Here is a 16961-nt window from a genome sequence, read left to right as displayed (position 1 = left end):
CTCTCCTGACGTCCTTAAAGTCAGGCGTCAGGTTACGCAATCGCTCCCAAACCCTCCACGGTTTCCTGCGATGAACCTTTTTTTCTGGCGTGGCGCTTGGCGTATCGGCGGGCGGCCCGAAGAAGGAACGACGATGACCGAAGACGAGGGTATCGCACGCAGCAGGATCGATGCGCGGCGATCCTGCCCCGTTATTGATCGTCGATGCGGCCGTCGAGCACGCGTTCGAGCGTGTCGAGCGCCTGTGCCGTCGAATCCGGCGCGACGCAGTCGACGACGATCCGCTCCGGCATCGCGCGCAGCCACGTGATCTGCCGTTTGCACAGCTGGCGCGTCGCGAAGATGCCCTTGTCGCGCATGGTTCGGTAGTCGGTGTCGCCGTCGAGGAATTCCCATGCCTGCCGGTAGCCGACGCAGCGCATCGACGGCAGGCCGAGATGCAGATCCTCGCGGCGGCGCAGCCGTTCGACTTCGTCGATGAAGCCCGCGTCGAGCATCGCGTCGAAGCGTTGCGCGATGCGCGCGTGCAGCACCGCGCGGTCCGACGGTTCGAGCGCGACCGGCACGAAGCGATAGGCCGCGGCCGCGTCGTCCGCGCGCCGCGGCGCGGCGAGCAGCGCCGACATCGGCTGCCCGCTCAGCAGGAACACTTCGAGCGCGCGCTGGATCCGCTGCGAATCGTTCGGTGCGAGCCGCGCGGCCGTCGCGGGGTCGACCTGCGCGAGCCGCGCGTGGAGTGCCGGCCAGCCGTCGCGCGCGGCCTCGGCGTCGAGCTCCGCGCGCACGGCGGGATCGGCGGTCGGCAGGTCGTTGAGGCCCTGCGTGAGCGCCTTGTAGTACAGCATCGTGCCGCCCGCGAGCAGCGGCGTGCGGCCGCGCGCGGCGATCTCGCCGATCAGGCGCAGCGCGTCCGCGCGGAATTCGGCCGCCGAATATGCATCGGCCGGGTCGATGATGTCGATCAGGTGATGCGGCACGCTCGCGCGCTCGTCGCGCGTCGGTTTCGCGGTGCCGATGTCCATGTCGCGGTAGACGAGCGCCGAATCGACGCTGACGATCTCGATCGGACGGCGCGCGGCGAGCGCCAGCGCGGCGGCCGTCTTGCCGGAGGCGGTGGGGCCGAGCAGGCAGGCGATCGTCGTCGGGGCGGACTGCGGTGAAGCGTTCATTGCCCGCGCATGAAGAGACGGTCGAGATCGTTCAGCGTGAGCTGATACCACGTCGGCCGGCCGTGATTGCACTGGTCCGCACGTTCGGTCGCTTCCATCTGGCGCAGCAGCGCGTTCATCTCGTCGAGCGTCAGGCGCCGGTTCGCGCGCACCGCGTGGTGACACGCAAGCGTGCCGAGCAACTCGTGCTGGCGTTCGGTGAGCACGCGCGAACCGCCGAACGCGTGCAGGTCGGCGAGCACCGCGCGCGCGAGCGACTGCAGGTCCGCGTCCTTCAGCAGCGCGGGCACCGCGCGGATCGCGAGCGACGTCGGCGACAGCACCGCGAGGTCGAAGCCGAGCGATTCGAGCGTGTCGCGTTCTTCCTCGACCGTGCCGATCTCGACCGGCGTCGCCGTCATCGAGATCGGCAGCAGCAGCGACTGCACGGCGACCGTGCGGTCGGCGAGCGCGTTCTTGAACTGTTCGTACAGGATCCGTTCGTGCGCCGCGTGCATGTCGACGATCACGAGGCCGTGCGCGTTCTGCGCGAGCACGTAGATCCCGTGGATCTGGCCGAGCGCGAAGCCGAGCGGCTGCTCGTCGTGCGCGGTGGCGGCGAGCGGCGACGCGACGAAGCCCGACAGCAGCGCGGCCGGCGCGGCCGGCGCAGCCGCTGCATCGGCCGCGTCGCGCGCGACGATCGTCGTGCCGTCCGGCGTGCCCGCGCCGGTGTCCTTGCGGCCGAACAGCGCGTCGTAGAGCGCGAGCGGCTGCGCGACCGGCAGCGTGCCCTGTGTCATGCGCGCCTGGCGCATCCACGTGTTGCCCGACGACGAAGAGGACGACGGCGACGAGAAGCCGCTGCCGCCCGTGCCGGCGGCCGCGCCCTGGCCGAGCGGCGTATTCAGGAACGACGCGGGGCCGCTCGGCGCCGGTGAGAGTTGTGCGGCATGGCCGCCCGCGGTGGTTTCCGGCGACGCGCCTGCATGGCGCGCGAGCGCGCGCTGCACCGCGTGGAAGACGTACTGGTGGATCGAGCGCGAATCGCGGAACCGCACCTCGATCTTCGACGGGTGCACGTTCACGTCGACGGCTTCGGGCGGCAGATCGAGGAACAGCACGTACGACGGGTAACGATCGCCGTGGAGGACATCCTCGTACGCCGCGCGCACCGCGTGCGTGAGCAGCTTGTCGCGCACGAAGCGGCCGTTGACGAAGAAGTATTGCTGGTCGGCGCGGCCGCGGCTCGCGGTCGGCAGGCCCGCGCAGCCGTAGACGGCGAGCGGCCCGGCCTGCTCGTCGAGCGGCAGGTGTGCGGTCGCGAAGCCGTCGCCGAGGATCTTCGCGACGCGCTGTGCAGGTTCGGTCGCGTTCCAGTGCTCGACGGCCTTGCCGTTGTGCAGCACCGAGATCGCGACGTCCGGCCGCGCGAGCGCCGCGCGGCGGATCATTTCGAGGCAGTGGCCGAACTCGGTCTGCTCGCTTTTCAGGAATTTGCGGCGCGCGGGCGTGTTGAAGTACAGCTCGCGCACCTCGATCGTCGTGCCGACCGCGCCGGCGGCCGGCGACAGCGCGCCCGTGGTCGCGTCGATCTTCGTCGCATGCGCGACCTCGGCCGTGCGGCTCGTGATCGACATCTCGGCGACCGACGCGATCGACGCGAGCGCTTCGCCGCGGAAACCCAGCGTCGCGACCGCCTCGAGCTCCTCGAGCGAGCGGATCTTGCTCGTCGCGTGGCGCATCAGCGCGAGCGGCAGTTCGTCGGGCGGAATCCCGCAGCCGTCGTCGGTAATCGAGATGCGCTTGACCCCGCCTTCCTCGAGCACGATGCGCAGCGTCGTCGCGCCGGCGTCCATCGCGTTCTCGAGCAATTCCTTGACGACCGACGCCGGGCGTTCGACCACCTCGCCGGCGGCGATCTGGCTGATCAGCTGGTCGGGCAGGGGCTGGATCGCGCGCAGCGGGCGCGCGGTGGGCGTGGGCACGGCGCCTGCGGCCGTTTCGGTGATTTCGGACATGGCCGAATTATAGCGAGGCGGCGGCGGATGCCGTGGCCGGGGCTGCTTACGTTTTTTTCACGGAGCCTTAAGGTAGTTTCGGTATGATGACTGCGTTCCGCGCACCGCCTTGTCCGGCGGGCACTCCCGCTTTTCGGCCGCTCCGGCCCTTTCGCCTTCGAGGAATCGCATTTGGATACGCTGCCTCATTTCGTCAACCTGGTCCTGCATATCGACGCGTTCCTCGGCGACTTCATCCGGCAGTACGGTGCGTGGGTGTATCTGGTGCTGTTCCTGATCGTGTTCTGCGAGACGGGGCTCGTCGTGTTGCCGTTCCTGCCGGGCGATTCGCTGCTGTTCATCGGCGGCGCGTTCGCGGCGACGGGCGACATGAACGTCGGCGGGCTGATCGTGCTGCTGCTGGTCGCGGCGATTGCCGGCAATACCGTGAACTACCTGATCGGCCGCTGGGTCGGGCCCAAGGTGTTCAATACGCATATCCCGGTGCTCGAGCGCTTCCTCGATCGCGCTGCGCTGCAGAAGACCCACTCGTTCTACGACAAGCACGGCGGCAAGACGATCGTGCTCGCGCGCTTCATCCCCGTCGTGCGCACGTTCGCACCGTTCGTCGCCGGCGCGTCGTCGATGAGCGTCGCGCGCTTCCAGCTGTTCAACGTGATCGGCGCGTTGCTCTGGGTGCTGCTGCTGGTGCTGCTCGGCTACTTCTTCGGCAATATTCCGTTCATCCGCCAGTATCTGAACGTGATCGTGCTGGCGGGGATCGGCGCGGCGATCGTGCCGGTCGCGCTCGGCGCGCTCTGGAAGCTGGTGCGCGGGCGGCATTCGGGCGGTACGCAGAACACGCGCGGCCGCTGAGCCTGCGCGTTTTCCGCTTCGGCGCAGTGAAAAGCGTGGCAGTTGCCACGCTTTTTTTTCGTCCGTGCGGTTCGTGCGGTCCGATCGATTGCCGATGTGCGGTATCGGCCGATCCGGCTGCTCGACGCCGGCAGCTTCAGTCGGAATCCTGCGAACCGTTGGGTGGCACCGTTCTGTCAGGTCGTGCGATGGAAGATCGGCGTTTCGGGCGTCGGGTATTGCGCGTCGCGGAACGTCTCGAGGATCACGCGGTTGGTGTCGCAGTACACCTGCCAGTAGTTCTCCGGCTGCGTCGACGGACGCACGAACAGCAGCGGGCCTTCCGGCGTGAACTGCAGCACGCCGACGTCCGGCGCAGGCACCTTCATCACGTTCGGGATCAACTGGATCTGCGTCTTCAGGCGGTTGATCGCATCGGCCGCGTCGACGCCGTTCGCGATCTTCGCGGTCAGGTCCACGCGGCGATGCGGCGTCGCGCTGTAGTTCGCGATGTTGTCCGAGAAGATCTTGTTGTTGCCGACGATCGTCACGACGTTGTCGGCGGTGATGATCGTCGTGCCGAACAGGCCGAGTTCCTTCACCGTGCCCGTGACGCCGCCCGCGCTGATCACGTCGCCGATCTTGAACGGACGCAGCACCTGCATGAACACGCCGGCGGCGAAGTGCGCGAGCAGGCCGCCCCACGCCGTGCCGATCGCGAGGCCGAGGCCGGCGAGCAGGGCGGCGAACGACGTGGTCTGAACACCGAAGATCTGCAGGATCGCAAGGATCAGCAGGATCGTCAGCAGCACGCTGACTACGGAGGTCAGGTAGTCGGTGAGCGTCGGGTCGACCTTGCCGCTGCGGCGTACCACCTTGCCCAGCAGGCGCGTGCCGAGGCGGATCGCCCAGCGGCCGATGAACCACAGGACGATCGCGGCGAGGAGGTTGAGGCCGAAGTCGAGGCCGCGGGTCATCAGGAATTGCTGGGTGGATTCCAGGTTCGGCATGGGGGCTCCATGGTGGGTTTAAAGAATGGCCTGCGGCCGATTTTCGTCGCACGGTTATAACCGACCTGCATGACCGAGACAACCACCGCACCTGCCGGAGCAGCGGCATGTAAAACGTTTCAATCCGCGTGTCGCATGCCGTTTGCCACGACACGAACATTGTTAAATCGGGTATGCAGTCCGTATTAATTACCGCTTATTACCGGTCGATCGTGATGCGCACTGATCCTATAACTTACAGAGTGATTTCGGGTGTGTCCGACTTCCATGCGATAATGCCGGCGTCGGGAGACCCTGCGCTGTAAGTCGCGAGAACCTGAGCGGGCAGTTCGATTGCATGAGACGGTCGAACACCCCTGATAACAGGCGCAATCGGCCGGCTGCCAATGCCGGACGTGCTTTGCAGGTGTGCCGTCGTGTTGGTTATTTTCCGTGGTTTTCCGACGTTCGTTCGCTAACTGGCCAGGTATCCGTGGCGGGATTCGACGTGCAGTAACCATTTCTTCTGTTGTCACAGAGGGGGGATTTGTTGCTTTTTCGGTCGTCAATGTCCGAAAGAGTGCAAATTTAAGTGAAGAATTTTTGAGACGCCGGTGGCCTGATCGAGTCAATCGGCTGATGAATGAGCGTTCGGGTGTTCGGGGGATGCGTTGATTGAACGCCCGGGAAATGACGCTTGCAAATCAATAGTAAAAAGTCTTGGCCTCAAGATCCATGAAAAAGAGTGTATTGGCAATTTCCGTTCTTGCCGCTGTGGCGCTTTCGGGGTGTGCAACCTATCCGGACTGGATACCTGCTTCCGGTGCGTCGCGCCAGAAAGTGCAGGAAGTGCCGGAAACCGGCGGACGGATCGAAGGCATTCAACTGGTGGACGTCAACGATACGTTGGCGCGGAAACTTGCCGACAGCAAGAAGCTGGGCCAATTCGCGAACATCTTTCCGAGTGCGGTTACCAACAACTACCTGATCGGCCCGGGCGACGTCATCGAAGTGACGATCTGGGAGGCGCCGCCGGCGATGCTGTTCAGCACGCTGGCGCCCGCGCAGCCGATGACGACGAGCACGGCCAACAGCGTCACGCTGCCCAACCAGATGGTGGCCTCGGACGGCACGATCACCATCCCGTTCGCGGGGCGGATCCCGGTCAAAGGGCGCACAACGGAGCAGATCGAGTCGAGCATCGTCGGCCATCTCAAGGGCAAGGCGAACCTGCCGCAGGTTCTCGTCAGCGTCACCAAGAACAATGCATCGAACATCACGGTCGTGGGCGAAGTCAACACGAGCGCGCTGATGCCGCTGACCCCGAAGGGCGAGCGTCTGCTCGATGCGCTGGCATTTGCGGGCGGCGTGAAGCAGTCGGTCAACCGCATGGCCGTGCAACTTTCGCGAGGCAGTGTCACTGCGACGATGCCGCTCGATTCGGTCATTCGTGATCCGCACCAGAACGTCGTGCTCAAGCCGGGCGATGTCGTGACGGCACTCTTCCAGTCGCAGAGCTTTTCGGTGTTGGGCGCAACGGGCAAGAACGACGAGATTCCTTTCGAAGCGCAAGGCATTTCGCTGGCCCAGGCGCTCGCGCGTTCGGGTGGCCTCAACGACAACCGTGCCGACGCGCGCGGCGTGTTCGTGTTCCGGTTCGAAGACGCGAAGCTGGTCGATGCGCAGGACAAGGCGGTCAGGGCCATCAACGGCACCGTGCCGGTGGTCTACGAGATCAACCTGCGGGATCCAGCAGCGTTCTTCGTGACACAGAACTTCCCGATTCAGAATCATGACGTGATTTACGTCTCGAACTCGCCCGAGGTTGAGTTCAAGAAGTTCCTTACGCTCGTTGTGATGGTCGCCAGCCCGGCGGCGACGCTCAACCGCGAACTGGAGTAAGGCGCGATGTCGGGAAAGGTGCGTACTCCGTTCGAGGTCACGGTCTCCGTCTGGAGAGCCATGTTCCTGCGCGAGGCACTGGATCGGTTGTTCGAAGCGCGTGCGGCGTGGCTGTGGTTGTTGATGGAGCCCGTGATTTATATCGCGATACACGCATTCGGATATACGACCTTCCGGATTCACGAAGTCGGTGGAATCGCGATAACCATGTGGATCATCGCGGGATTTATTGGCTTCCTGCTGTGGCGGCGCACGTGGATCCAGGTGTTGCACGGGATTGATTGCAACTATGCGTTCTTTGTCTACCGACAGGTAAAGCCTTTTGATGCGGCGATCGTGAGAGCGGTACTGGAGCTGTTTCTAATGGTTCCGATCTCGATCATCATCATCGCGGCAGCACTTGCTACGGGGCGTGTGATAACGCCCGATCTGCTTAATCCGGTTTTGCTTCCGGCGGATCCACTATTGGCAATCGCTAGCCTTCTGGGGTTGTGGTTGTTCGGTCTGGGACTCGGATTGGTCACGTCGGTAGCGATGAATTTCGTTCCCGAAGTAGACCATATCTTCAAGTTGTTTTATTTGCCGCTTTATTACATCTCAGGTGCCTTGTTTCCGATTATGTCGATACCCAATCCATATCGGGACATTTTGCTGGTCAACCCAGTCGTACATGGTCTGGAGTTGGTCCGGATCGGCTTTTTGCCTTCGTATCACACGGCACCCGGCGTCAGTCTGACTTATCTCTACGGGTGGGCTCTTGGCTCCATGTTGCTGGGTCTGGCGCTTTACCGTCGTTTTTCTAATAAATTGGTGACGCGATGATCTGTATCGAAGACGTCCATAAGCGTTACATGACCGAACACGGCGTCGGGAAATGGGTGTTGCGCGGGATCGACATGACGATACCGCCAAAGCAAAGCGTCGCGCTGATCGGAGTGAACGGAGCCGGAAAGTCGACGTTGTTGCGCATCATCGGTGGCGTCGACCATCCCACCAAGGGGCGTGTCGAGCGGTTGTGCCGTGTGTCGTGGCCGATGGGGGCGGGTGGGCTCGAGGGAACGTTGACCGGACGTCAGAACGCAAAATTTGTCTGCCGGATTCACGGTCGACAGGACGAACTCCGGGATCGGCTCGCCTTTATCCAGGATTTCGCCGAGTTGGGCGAGGCTTTCGATAGACCGGTTCAAACCTATTCGTCGGGGATGAGATCGCGTCTGCAATTTGCATTGTCGCTCGCATTCGACTTCGACGTATACATATCCGACGAGGTCACGGCTGCTGGCGATGCAAAATTCAGAAAGAAAGCTGCTGACGCATTCAAGGGAAAAACAAGCCAGGCGAGTGTGATCATGGTTTCTCATGACGAAAGCACGCTTCGGCAGTTCTGTCAGTCTGGAATTTGGATTAATGAAGGTCGCGCTTCCTGGTTCGATGATCTCGACGAGGCATTGCGGGCATACAAGGAAAATATTTTTGCATGAACAAGCAGCTATCCATCGGGAAAGGGGGCGTTGTCGCTCGGCTGGTGGCCATTTTCCGAAAGGCCAAAGATGTCGCGTGTTCTGTCCGGATTTTTGGTCTGATTATAAAGGTTATTTTTATTTATGCGGTGATATCCATTCCGTACTGGCTGCTGATCGCGTCTGATCGTTATGCATCGGAGGCGAACGTCATCATCCAGACAACCGATCAAATCAGCAATCCAGGCGTGGACGTATCGGCAATCGTGCCGGGTGCCGGCGGCCCTAACCGTGCAGATCAGCTGCTACTGCGTGAATATCTGTTGTCACTCGACATGCTCAAGAAGCTGGATGCTTCCCTGGATTTGCGCTCGCATTTCAGCAATTGGCGCCGCGATCCCATTTCGCGGATGTGGTTCAAAAATGCGCCGACTGAATGGTTTTATCAGTACTGGCTGTCGCGCATCGACGTCCAATACGATGACTATAGCGGGGTGTTACATATTCGAGCGCAGGCATACGATCCCGACATGGCGCAGGCGATTGTGAAGCTGATGGTTCGTGAGGGTGAGGCCCACATGAATCAGATCGGGCATCAACTGGCGCAATCGCAAGTCGATTTCCTGTCGAGGCAAGTGACCGCGGCGCACGACCGGCTTCTGGATGCAACGCATACCGTAATCGACTTTCAGAATCGCAAAGGCCTGGTCGCTCCGCAGGCGACGGTGGAGAGTCTGAACGCAATCATCGACAAGCTCGAAGCGCAAAAAACCGATGTTCAGACCCAGTTGTCGGCCCTGCCGGCGTCCCTGAGTCCGAATCAGCCCACGGTCGTGATGCTCAGGAACACGCTCAATGCACTTGAGCAACAGATCGCCCAGAAGCGAGCCGAACTTGCCTCTCCGTCGCGAAGAACGCTCAACTACACCGTCGAAGAGTTCCAGCGTCTGCAAATGCAGGTTGGATTCGCTCAGGATCTGTATAAGACGGCCCTGTCTGCATTGGAGAAGGGGCGGATGGATGCTGCGCGGACCTTGAAAATGGTCTCGATCATTCAGACGCCGACCAAGCCGGGTTATCCGACGGAGCCGGGACGGCTCTACAACGCCTTTGTCACGTTGCTGCTTGCGGCTGCGCTGGCCGGAGTGGTGAAGCTGCTGGAAAGCATCATCATGGATCACGTGGATTGAGAGCGGGGATGGCAATGAGGACCCTGATCGTGCTCGGAACGCGACCTGAAGCGATAAAGATGGCGCCGCTGGTCAACGTGCTGAAGAAAGATCCGGAGATCGACGCGAAAGTCTGCGTGACCGCGCAACATCGGCAGATGCTCGACTCGATGCTCGGGTTCTTTCGTGTTCGTCCCGACTACGATCTGGACGTCATGGCCCCCGATCAATCCCTTCTCGGCATGACGAGCAGGGCATTGGCGGGCCTCGATTCCGTGTTGAGCGATGCTCGTCCGGACCTAGTGCTGGTACAGGGCGACACGTCGACAACGCTCGCCGCGGCGCTATCGGCACACTATCGGCAAATCTGTGTAGGTCACGTGGAGGCAGGTCTTCGCACCGGGAATTTGTCGGCTCCGTGGCCTGAAGAAGCGAATCGCCGCCTGACGAGTGTCCTGGCGAAGTATCACTTCGCTCCGACATCGCATGCGCGTGACAATCTTTTGCGAGAGGGTGTCTCGGAAGATCGCATCCACATCACGGGCAATACGGTTGTCGATGCCCTGTTGGAAACCGTGGCTGGCATGCACGAGGATGCTGCTCAGCACAAGGCGCTGGAAACTCGATTCGCTTTTCTCGATCCGGAAAAGCGGTTGATTCTTGTTACCGGCCATCGCCGGGAAAATCTGGGCGAAGGGCACGAGGCCGTGTGTCTCGCGCTGCAGGAAATCGCGCAGCGGGGTGACGTCGAAATAGTTTTCCCGGTGCACCTTAATCCCAAGGTCAAGCAACCGGTTCATCGTCTTCTCGAAAATGTTCCCGGCGTGTTCTTGATCGAACCGCAGGATTACCTGCCATTCGTCTACTTGATGAACCGGGCAGCACTGGTCATCACGGATTCCGGTGGCATTCAGGAAGAAGCGCCGGCCCTGGGCAAGCCCGTACTTGTGACACGCGAGACGACGGAGCGCCCGGAAGCCGTTGCGGCGGGTACGGCAAAGGTTGTGGGAACCGATCAAGCCACAATCGTTGCGGAGGCAACCAGGTTGCTTGACGATCCGGCGAGCTATGCCGCGATGGCGCGAGCGGCGAATCCGTACGGTGATGGCAAGGCTGCGCAACGCATCCGCGATATTCTAGTGAGTACACGTTGAACACCATTTCAATCATCGGTCTTGGCTATATCGGCTTGCCGACCGCAACGCTATTCGCTTCACGCAAGCGGTGGGTCATTGGCGTCGATGTATCGCCGTATGTCGTCGATACGATCAACCGTGGTGATATTCACATTGTCGAGCCTGAACTGGACATCCTGGTCCAGGCGGCGGTGGGCGCCGGATATCTGAGAGCGGCGACTCAGGCCGAGCCGGCGGATGCATTCGTCATTGCCGTACCGACGCCATTGACACCGGATCACCGGCCCGATTTGAGCTGCATCGAATCGGCGGCCAGATCGATCGCTCCCGTGCTTTCCAAAGGCAACCTCGTCATTCTCGAATCGACGTCGCCGGTGGGCACGACAGAAATGTTGGCCAATTGGCTGGCCGAGATGCGCCCAGACCTCAGTTTTCCGCAGCAGGTGGGCGACGTGTCCGATATTCGTATCGCCTACTGTCCTGAACGTGTTCTCCCGGGGCGCATCGTTCATGAGCTGGTTGTGAATGATCGTGTGATCGGCGGCATGACACGCGGCTGTTCCGACGCAGCCGTCGCACTCTATAAGGCATTTGTGCAAGGTGATTGTATTGTCACTGACGTGCGCACTGCGGAGATGTGCAAGCTGACCGAGAACAGCTTTCGTGATGTCAACATCGCTTTTGCCAACGAGCTTTCGATGATTTGCGACAAGCAAGGCATCGATGTCTGGGAGCTTATCAAGCTGGCAAATCGGCATCCTCGCGTGAATATCCTGCAGCCCAGTTGCGGCGTGGGCGGGCACTGCATCGCTGTCGATCCCTGGTTCATCGTGGATAGCACGCCGGATGAATCGACATTGATTCGCGCCGCTCGCCATGTCAATGATGTCAAGCCCCAGTGGGTCATTCGCAAGGTGAGCGAGGCCATTGTCGAGATGACGAGGTCGGGCGCTACGCGCGGCGATATCCGCATCGCGTGCCTTGGCATTACTTACAAGGCGGATATCGACGATTTGCGTGAAAGTCCGGCGCTGCAAATTGCCGGAATTCTGGCCGAAAGCCACCGCGGCAAGGTCATGGTAGTGGAGCCGAATCTCGCAGAAATGCCGGAACGCTTGGCGAATTCGGGTTTGGTTCTGGCAACGCTCGATGAGGCGATTTCTCGAGCCGACATATTAGTTTTGCTGGTTGATCACGCTGAGTTCAAAAGCGTAAAACCTGGCTGGAGCGACGGAAAGGTGCTTATCGATACTCGTGGCATTTGGAAGGGCATAAAATAATGATCGAACAAGAAAATTCTACCACCCGGGTCAATGTCGAATCTCGCCTCCATGAAATGAAAGAGGAAAACGAGATTCTGCTACTGCAACTTCACCAGGTTCAGGAAGAGCTCGAACACCACTATCAGCAGAAGAGAGCTGCGGAAGAAGGTTGGCCGAGCGGGGCGCTGGGAAATGTCGTGCCGGTCGCGGGCGGGACCGATGACGAGTTTCACAACGCGCTGGTTGAAAATCAGCGCTTGCGTGCCTTGGTGAGCGCGCAGAGAAAGGTTCATCGGCTCGAAAGGGAAAACGCCCTGAATATCAAGCTCGGGAATCTCTTGATTCAGGGCGTCGATTCGCCGAAGGCGCTGTTCTCCATACCCGGTGCACTCGGGAAGATCTGGCGCAGCTATCGTCGTCAATCGCCTCCCGAAGTGCTGGGCGGGAAAGCCTTTACGAAGGTCATTGCCGCATATGACGAGGGTGGCTTCGAGGCGGTGGAAAAGCTGATGGCCGGCAACGGCATTTCACCGGTCACGCGCGCGAATGGCTATACGACGCTTGGGCGACATTTGATGACTGGCGATCGCGCCGGCGCAGCAGAGGCAGCGCAACGCGCATACTCGCTGGAGCCGAAGTCCTTTCGACTAAAGTGGCTCGCCTTCCGGCTTCATGAGGCTGGCAGTCTCGCTGAAGCGGAAGCATTGCTGGACATCTTGCCGTCGGATACGAAATTCAGTGATTCGGAGGCTCGCCAAGCCAGCCAGTTGCGTTATGAGGCCAAGCATGCTCGCCAACGCGAAGCGAAGCAGCGTACCGGATTCGCCGAGCGCCGGGACCAGTTCGAGAAGCAACTGGGCAGTCTGGCTCGCGCGCGTGACGAGAGCGCGCGATTGCTTGCCGAACGTAACCGCGAAGTCGAGGAGCTGACGCGGATCAATGCGCAATTGAGGCAGGAAAAGTCCGCGTTGGCAACGCACCAGGAAAAGGCGTTGAAGCATTCGGGCGTTCGAGATCAGGAAGTCGATACGCTTAAACAGGCCAATGCGCGCCTCGAACGAGAAAAATCTAATCTCGAACGAGAAAAGGCAGTCATTGAAAGAAAAAAAGTAGATCTCGAACGAGAAAAGGCAAACCTTGAGCGAGAAAAATCTGGCCTCGAGCGTGAAAAATCCGAGCTTATGGCTCGCCACGAAAATGCTGTCAGACAGGTGACCGAGCGTACGCAGGAAGTCGAAATCCTGAAACAGGTCGAAGAGCGATTCGGGCAAGAGCGCTCCAGGCTCGTCGAACAGCATGAGAGAAACGTCGAGCATGTCGGCGAACTCTGTCAGGACGTCACCGACCTGACAGAGGCTAAAACGCAACTGGAAGAAGAACTGCTTGCCTCAATCGCAATGCATGAGGAAGTGATCGAGCAACTGATTGCTTGTAGCCAGGAAGTCGAGACCATGAAGCAGGCGTGGGCTCAACTGGAACAGGAAAAACTGTCTGCATTGGCGCAACACGACGAGATCAGCGCGCAGGTGGTTGAGCGAACAAGGCAGGTCGAAGCACTGGAACGGATCTCGATGCGGCTCGAACAGGAGAAGGCGGCGCTCGAGCGGCAGCACGAGGCGACGCTCCGGCAATCGGCCGAGCAGGCACGACACGTCGTGGATCTCGAACAGATGGCTACGCGACTGGAGCTGGAAATAAGGGTGCTGACTGCGCGGCATCAAGCGGAGATTGCGGCGCAGGTGGCCGAACGCGCGCGAGAAGTCGATGTCCTTGCACAGGATCGGGCACGTCTTGAACGCGAAAATCTGACGTTGGCCGCGCAGTACGAAGACGTCGTCAAACACGTGAGCGAGCGCGATCATGAAATTGAACTGCTGACGCAGGTCAAAGCCAAGCTGGAACAACAAGCCTCGGCACTGACCACCCAGCTCGAAGGTGCCAACGAGCATGCGACCGAGCGTTCGCGCGAACTCGAGGCGCTCAAGCAAGCCAATGCCGTGTCCGAGCGAGAGCGGCAGACGTTGGCGGCGCGGAATGAAGACGCCGTCAAGCAGGAGGTCGAGCGCAAACGAGAGATCGAACTTCTGCAGGCGGCCAAGACGCAACTGGAAGGCGAGAAATCGACCTTGATGAGTCAGCACGGCGAGTCATCCCGACTTGTGGCGGAGCACGTCGAGCAAATCAACGCGTTACAACAACAACTCGAAAATCAACAGGAGAGCGATGCGGAGTTGAAGGCGCGTCAGAGGCTGGTGCAGGAAGAGATGATTCGAGCGGAAGCGCAGCTTGAGCTGATCAAGGACATCCTGCTTCGAGAGCCAGAGCTATGAGAAAGAAGTCGGTGAACGTGCGCTACAAGGCACTGGCCAATCAACGTGGGCGGTCGGCAGAAATTGTCGAGGTTCGGTCCGAGCAAACCGTCGTGCCTTACGACGAGAATTTGCTTGAACGAGCACGTACCCAGTGGCAGTTTGGCGATTGGCAAAGCCTCGCCAGGCTGGAGCGCGCCACCCTGCAACATCATCCCGATCGTGCCAAGCTGGCGTTGCTCGCGGCATCGGGGCGTCTGCAGCTGGGAAGGTTCGCCGAGGCGAAGCTGTATGTACGACTGGCTCGGGACTGGGGCGTCAGCGAGCGTCATCTTTGTCAGATTCTCGTCGCTGGTGTTCATAACAGCCTGGGGCGTGCCGCTGTCGTCGCAGGAAGTTTACCTCGGGCATTGAAGCATTTCGAATCGTCTATCAGGGTCGGTGCACCTGGATCGGACAAGGTGCTGCTGACCAAAGCGCGAGTCAGTCAACAGTGCCAGGAGCTTGGCATGACGTCCACGTATCTCGACAGTGACGCAAGCGCTGCACTGCGCGAACTTCCTCGTGCAAGTTCCGCATTCGAAGTCGTCACGCTATCAAAGCACCATCTCGGTGAGGCATGGGCGGGTAATACCATCAATACCGTCATTTTCCGACATCACGGAATCCTGACCCATCTCGACCGGCAGACTACCGCGTTCTATGTCGATTCACGCAGGCTGCGCATTGTTCAGCGCAATCTGAAGACGGAAGTTATCGAGAGCCATGATATCGAAGGTGCGTACGACCTGAATGATGCGCACAACAGTATTAGCCTTGGCGTCGACCGGGGGGGGCATGTCCACCTGTGTTACGGACATCATGCTACGCGATTGCGCTATCGCCGAAGCATCAGGGCCAACGATATCAACGGGTGGACGGATGAGCTTCCGATGACGGGGACGTCCGAGGAACGGGTGACCTATCCAACCTTCGTTCAGCCGCATCACGGGTTTCCACTGGTCTTGCTCTATCGTGACGGCGTGCACGATAGCGGAAACGCTCGCTTCAAGGTTTATGACGAAGAGACCGAGAGTTGGGCGGATCGCCCCTTGCCGATTCTGAGCGGCAGTGAGTCGAAGCCATGGACGAGCAACGCCTACTGGAACCATCCTGCCATCGGTAGCGACGGAAGTCTGCACCTCAGCTTCGTGTGGCGCACGCATACGCTCGGTGAGGAAGATCTCATCAACAACGTGAATATCGGATACGCATGTTCATTCGATAACGGCGTCAGCTGGCAGACATCAAAGGGGCGAGGCTATCAACTTCCGATCACTCAGGTAAATGCCGAAATCATTTTTCCAGTCTCGCCTGGAAGTAATCTGATCAACCAGTGCAGCATGGCACTGGACAGCCGAAATCGTCCGCATATTGTTTTCTATGCGGACGATTCGGGTGGAATTCCTCAGTATCAGCATTTGTACTTCGATGGTGCGCAGTGGCGGCATCAGATCATTTCAGCGCGCACTCAGCCTTTTGTGTTGCGAGGGAAGGGGACGCTGCAAATTCCAATTAGTCGCCCGGAAGTCGTTGTCGATCGATTCGACAACGTATACGTCATCACTCGCGGAGATCATAGTCGCGATCGAATGGCGGTGACTATGCTTGCGGCACCTGACTACCTTTGGTCGGAAAAACACACACGATTCATTCTGGATGAGGGTTTCGGCTTTGCCGAGCCAATCATCGATCGAACTCGCTGGGAAAATGAGAGTGTTCTCAGCCTGTTGTTGCAGCGTAACGAACAACCAGCGCATGACCTTGATTGCCAAGTTGTGAACGCTGCAGTCACGTTGTTGGACATCAAATTCACGAATAACTAAATATGATGAACAAGAATATGAAAACGCCGCTCGCACTTGGCAACGAATACATGCGTTCGGGGAAGTACGAAGAAGCTATTCGGAAATATGCCGAGGTTTTGATCACCACGCCCGGGCTTGCCCGGATTGCATCGGCGAACCTCGCTCTTGCGAAGCAAAGATACCGAAAAAGTCGCGATGAGGCGGGCAGACCGCGAGTCGGTGTCTGCAGCTGGGAGCTCGCACACAATTCGGCCGGGCGAGCCTACACGTTGGCGATGCTGTATGAGCGATTTGCCGACGTCGAGATCATCGGCAGCCTCTTTCCAAAGTTCGGGCGAGAGATCTGGGGGCCGATCCAGGAAACCGAAATTGCGAAGCACGCCATCCTGGTCGAGGACGAGACGCGATTTGTCGAGCAGGCCATCGAACTGGTCGTCGCGCATCCCTACGATATCGTGCATCTCTCGAAGCCGCGCGGCCCCAATGTCTTGTTTGGAGCGCTCTACAAGCTGATCTGGGATGCGAAGGTATTGATGGACATCGACGACGAGGAGTTGGCATTTGTCCAGGCAGAGTCGCCTATCGGCATCGCGGAGTACGTGGCCAAGCATCAGCAGCTTCCTAAGTTGAATCTGACCGGGCAGGACTGGACGCGGATTGCTGTCGGCATGGTGAGTCTGTTCGACGGGGTTACCGTTTCGAACCCGGCGCTGCAGAATCGATATGGAGGTCTGATCGTTCGTCACGCTCGCGACGAAAATGCCTTTGCTCCTTCGCCGGAGTTGAAGGCGAAGAGCCGAAAAAAATGGTTCATCGCAGGAAACCGTGGAGGGTTTGGGAGCGATTGCGTAACCTGACGCCTGACTTTAAGGACGTCAGGAGAG

The 16961-nt window shown here is 59.9% G+C and carries 13 protein-coding genes; 10 read left to right on the top strand and 3 right to left on the bottom strand.

Going from position 1 to position 16961, the window contains the following annotated elements:
• Positions 1-191 precede the first annotated feature (191 nt).
• Both miaA and mutL read right to left on the bottom strand, forming a co-directional pair.
• Entirely contained in the window at positions 192-1169 is a 978-nt protein-coding gene (miaA, locus tag DID99_RS34575) for a tRNA (adenosine(37)-N6)-dimethylallyltransferase MiaA (RefSeq protein ID WP_124487952.1), read from the bottom strand.
• On the bottom strand, positions 1166-3169 hold the full coding sequence (gene mutL, locus DID99_RS34570; RefSeq protein ID WP_124668537.1) for a DNA mismatch repair endonuclease MutL: 2004 nt from the start codon (positions 3167-3169) through the stop codon (positions 1166-1168). The genes miaA and mutL overlap by 4 nt, the downstream gene beginning before the upstream one ends.
• A gap of 171 nt (positions 3170-3340) precedes the next feature.
• Between mutL and DID99_RS34565 the strand changes: the two genes are divergently transcribed.
• Positions 3341-4024: a DedA family protein gene (locus tag DID99_RS34565; RefSeq protein WP_124668536.1), complete on the top strand. Its 684-nt coding sequence runs from the start codon at positions 3341-3343 to the stop codon at positions 4022-4024.
• Positions 4025-4200: 176 nt separating this feature from the next.
• Here DID99_RS34565 and DID99_RS34560 read toward each other — a convergent pair whose 3' ends face one another.
• The gene (locus tag DID99_RS34560) at positions 4201-5013 is read right to left on the bottom strand and encodes a mechanosensitive ion channel family protein (RefSeq protein ID WP_124487949.1); all 813 of its coding nucleotides are present in this window, start codon (positions 5011-5013) and stop codon (positions 4201-4203) included.
• 714 nt (positions 5014-5727) lie between these two features.
• Here DID99_RS34560 and DID99_RS34555 point away from each other — a divergent pair.
• The 9 genes from DID99_RS34555 to DID99_RS37510 are packed head-to-tail and all read left to right on the top strand — an operon-like array spanning position 5728 to position 16934.
• Positions 5728-6894 carry a polysaccharide biosynthesis/export family protein gene (locus DID99_RS34555; RefSeq protein WP_124668535.1) on the top strand — a complete coding sequence of 389 codons (1167 nt, stop codon included), beginning with the start codon at positions 5728-5730 and terminating at the stop codon, positions 6892-6894.
• A 6-nt stretch (positions 6895-6900) separates the two neighbouring features.
• Complete coding sequence (locus DID99_RS34550) at positions 6901-7716, top strand: ABC transporter permease (protein WP_124668534.1); 816 nt, start codon at positions 6901-6903, stop codon at positions 7714-7716.
• Positions 7713-8375, top strand: a complete 663-nt coding sequence (locus DID99_RS34545) for an ABC transporter ATP-binding protein (protein WP_124668533.1) — start codon at positions 7713-7715, stop codon at positions 8373-8375. Before DID99_RS34550 ends, DID99_RS34545 begins: the two co-directional genes overlap by 4 nt.
• Positions 8372-9544, top strand: a complete 1173-nt coding sequence (locus DID99_RS34540) for a chain-length determining protein (RefSeq protein WP_260444762.1) — start codon at positions 8372-8374, stop codon at positions 9542-9544. The genes DID99_RS34545 and DID99_RS34540 overlap by 4 nt, the downstream gene beginning before the upstream one ends.
• 14 nt (positions 9545-9558) lie before the next feature.
• Positions 9559-10677, top strand: coding sequence for a non-hydrolyzing UDP-N-acetylglucosamine 2-epimerase (gene wecB / locus DID99_RS34535; protein ID WP_124668532.1), 1119 nt, complete (start codon positions 9559-9561; stop codon positions 10675-10677).
• Positions 10674-11939: a UDP-N-acetyl-D-mannosamine dehydrogenase gene (gene wecC / locus DID99_RS34530; protein ID WP_124668531.1), complete on the top strand. Its 1266-nt coding sequence runs from the start codon at positions 10674-10676 to the stop codon at positions 11937-11939. The genes wecB and wecC overlap by 4 nt, the downstream gene beginning before the upstream one ends.
• Positions 11939-14251 carry a hypothetical protein gene (locus DID99_RS34525; RefSeq protein WP_124668530.1) on the top strand — a complete coding sequence of 771 codons (2313 nt, stop codon included), beginning with the start codon at positions 11939-11941 and terminating at the stop codon, positions 14249-14251. The genes wecC and DID99_RS34525 overlap by 1 nt, the downstream gene beginning before the upstream one ends.
• Positions 14248-16095, top strand: coding sequence for a BNR repeat-containing protein (locus tag DID99_RS34520; RefSeq protein ID WP_124668529.1), 1848 nt, complete (start codon positions 14248-14250; stop codon positions 16093-16095). Before DID99_RS34525 ends, DID99_RS34520 begins: the two co-directional genes overlap by 4 nt.
• 2 nt (positions 16096-16097) lie before the next feature.
• Positions 16098-16934 (top strand): hypothetical protein, encoded by an 837-nt coding sequence (locus tag DID99_RS37510; RefSeq protein WP_185733861.1) that lies wholly within the window; start codon positions 16098-16100, stop codon positions 16932-16934.
• Positions 16935-16961: the final 27 nt, after the last annotated feature.

This window comes from Burkholderia sp. Bp8986, assembly GCF_003854225.1.
In the GTDB taxonomy this organism is placed as follows: domain Bacteria; phylum Pseudomonadota; class Gammaproteobacteria; order Burkholderiales; family Burkholderiaceae; genus Burkholderia.
Note: the sequence above shows the minus strand (reverse complement) of the source record. Positions and strands in the feature narration are given on the sequence as shown.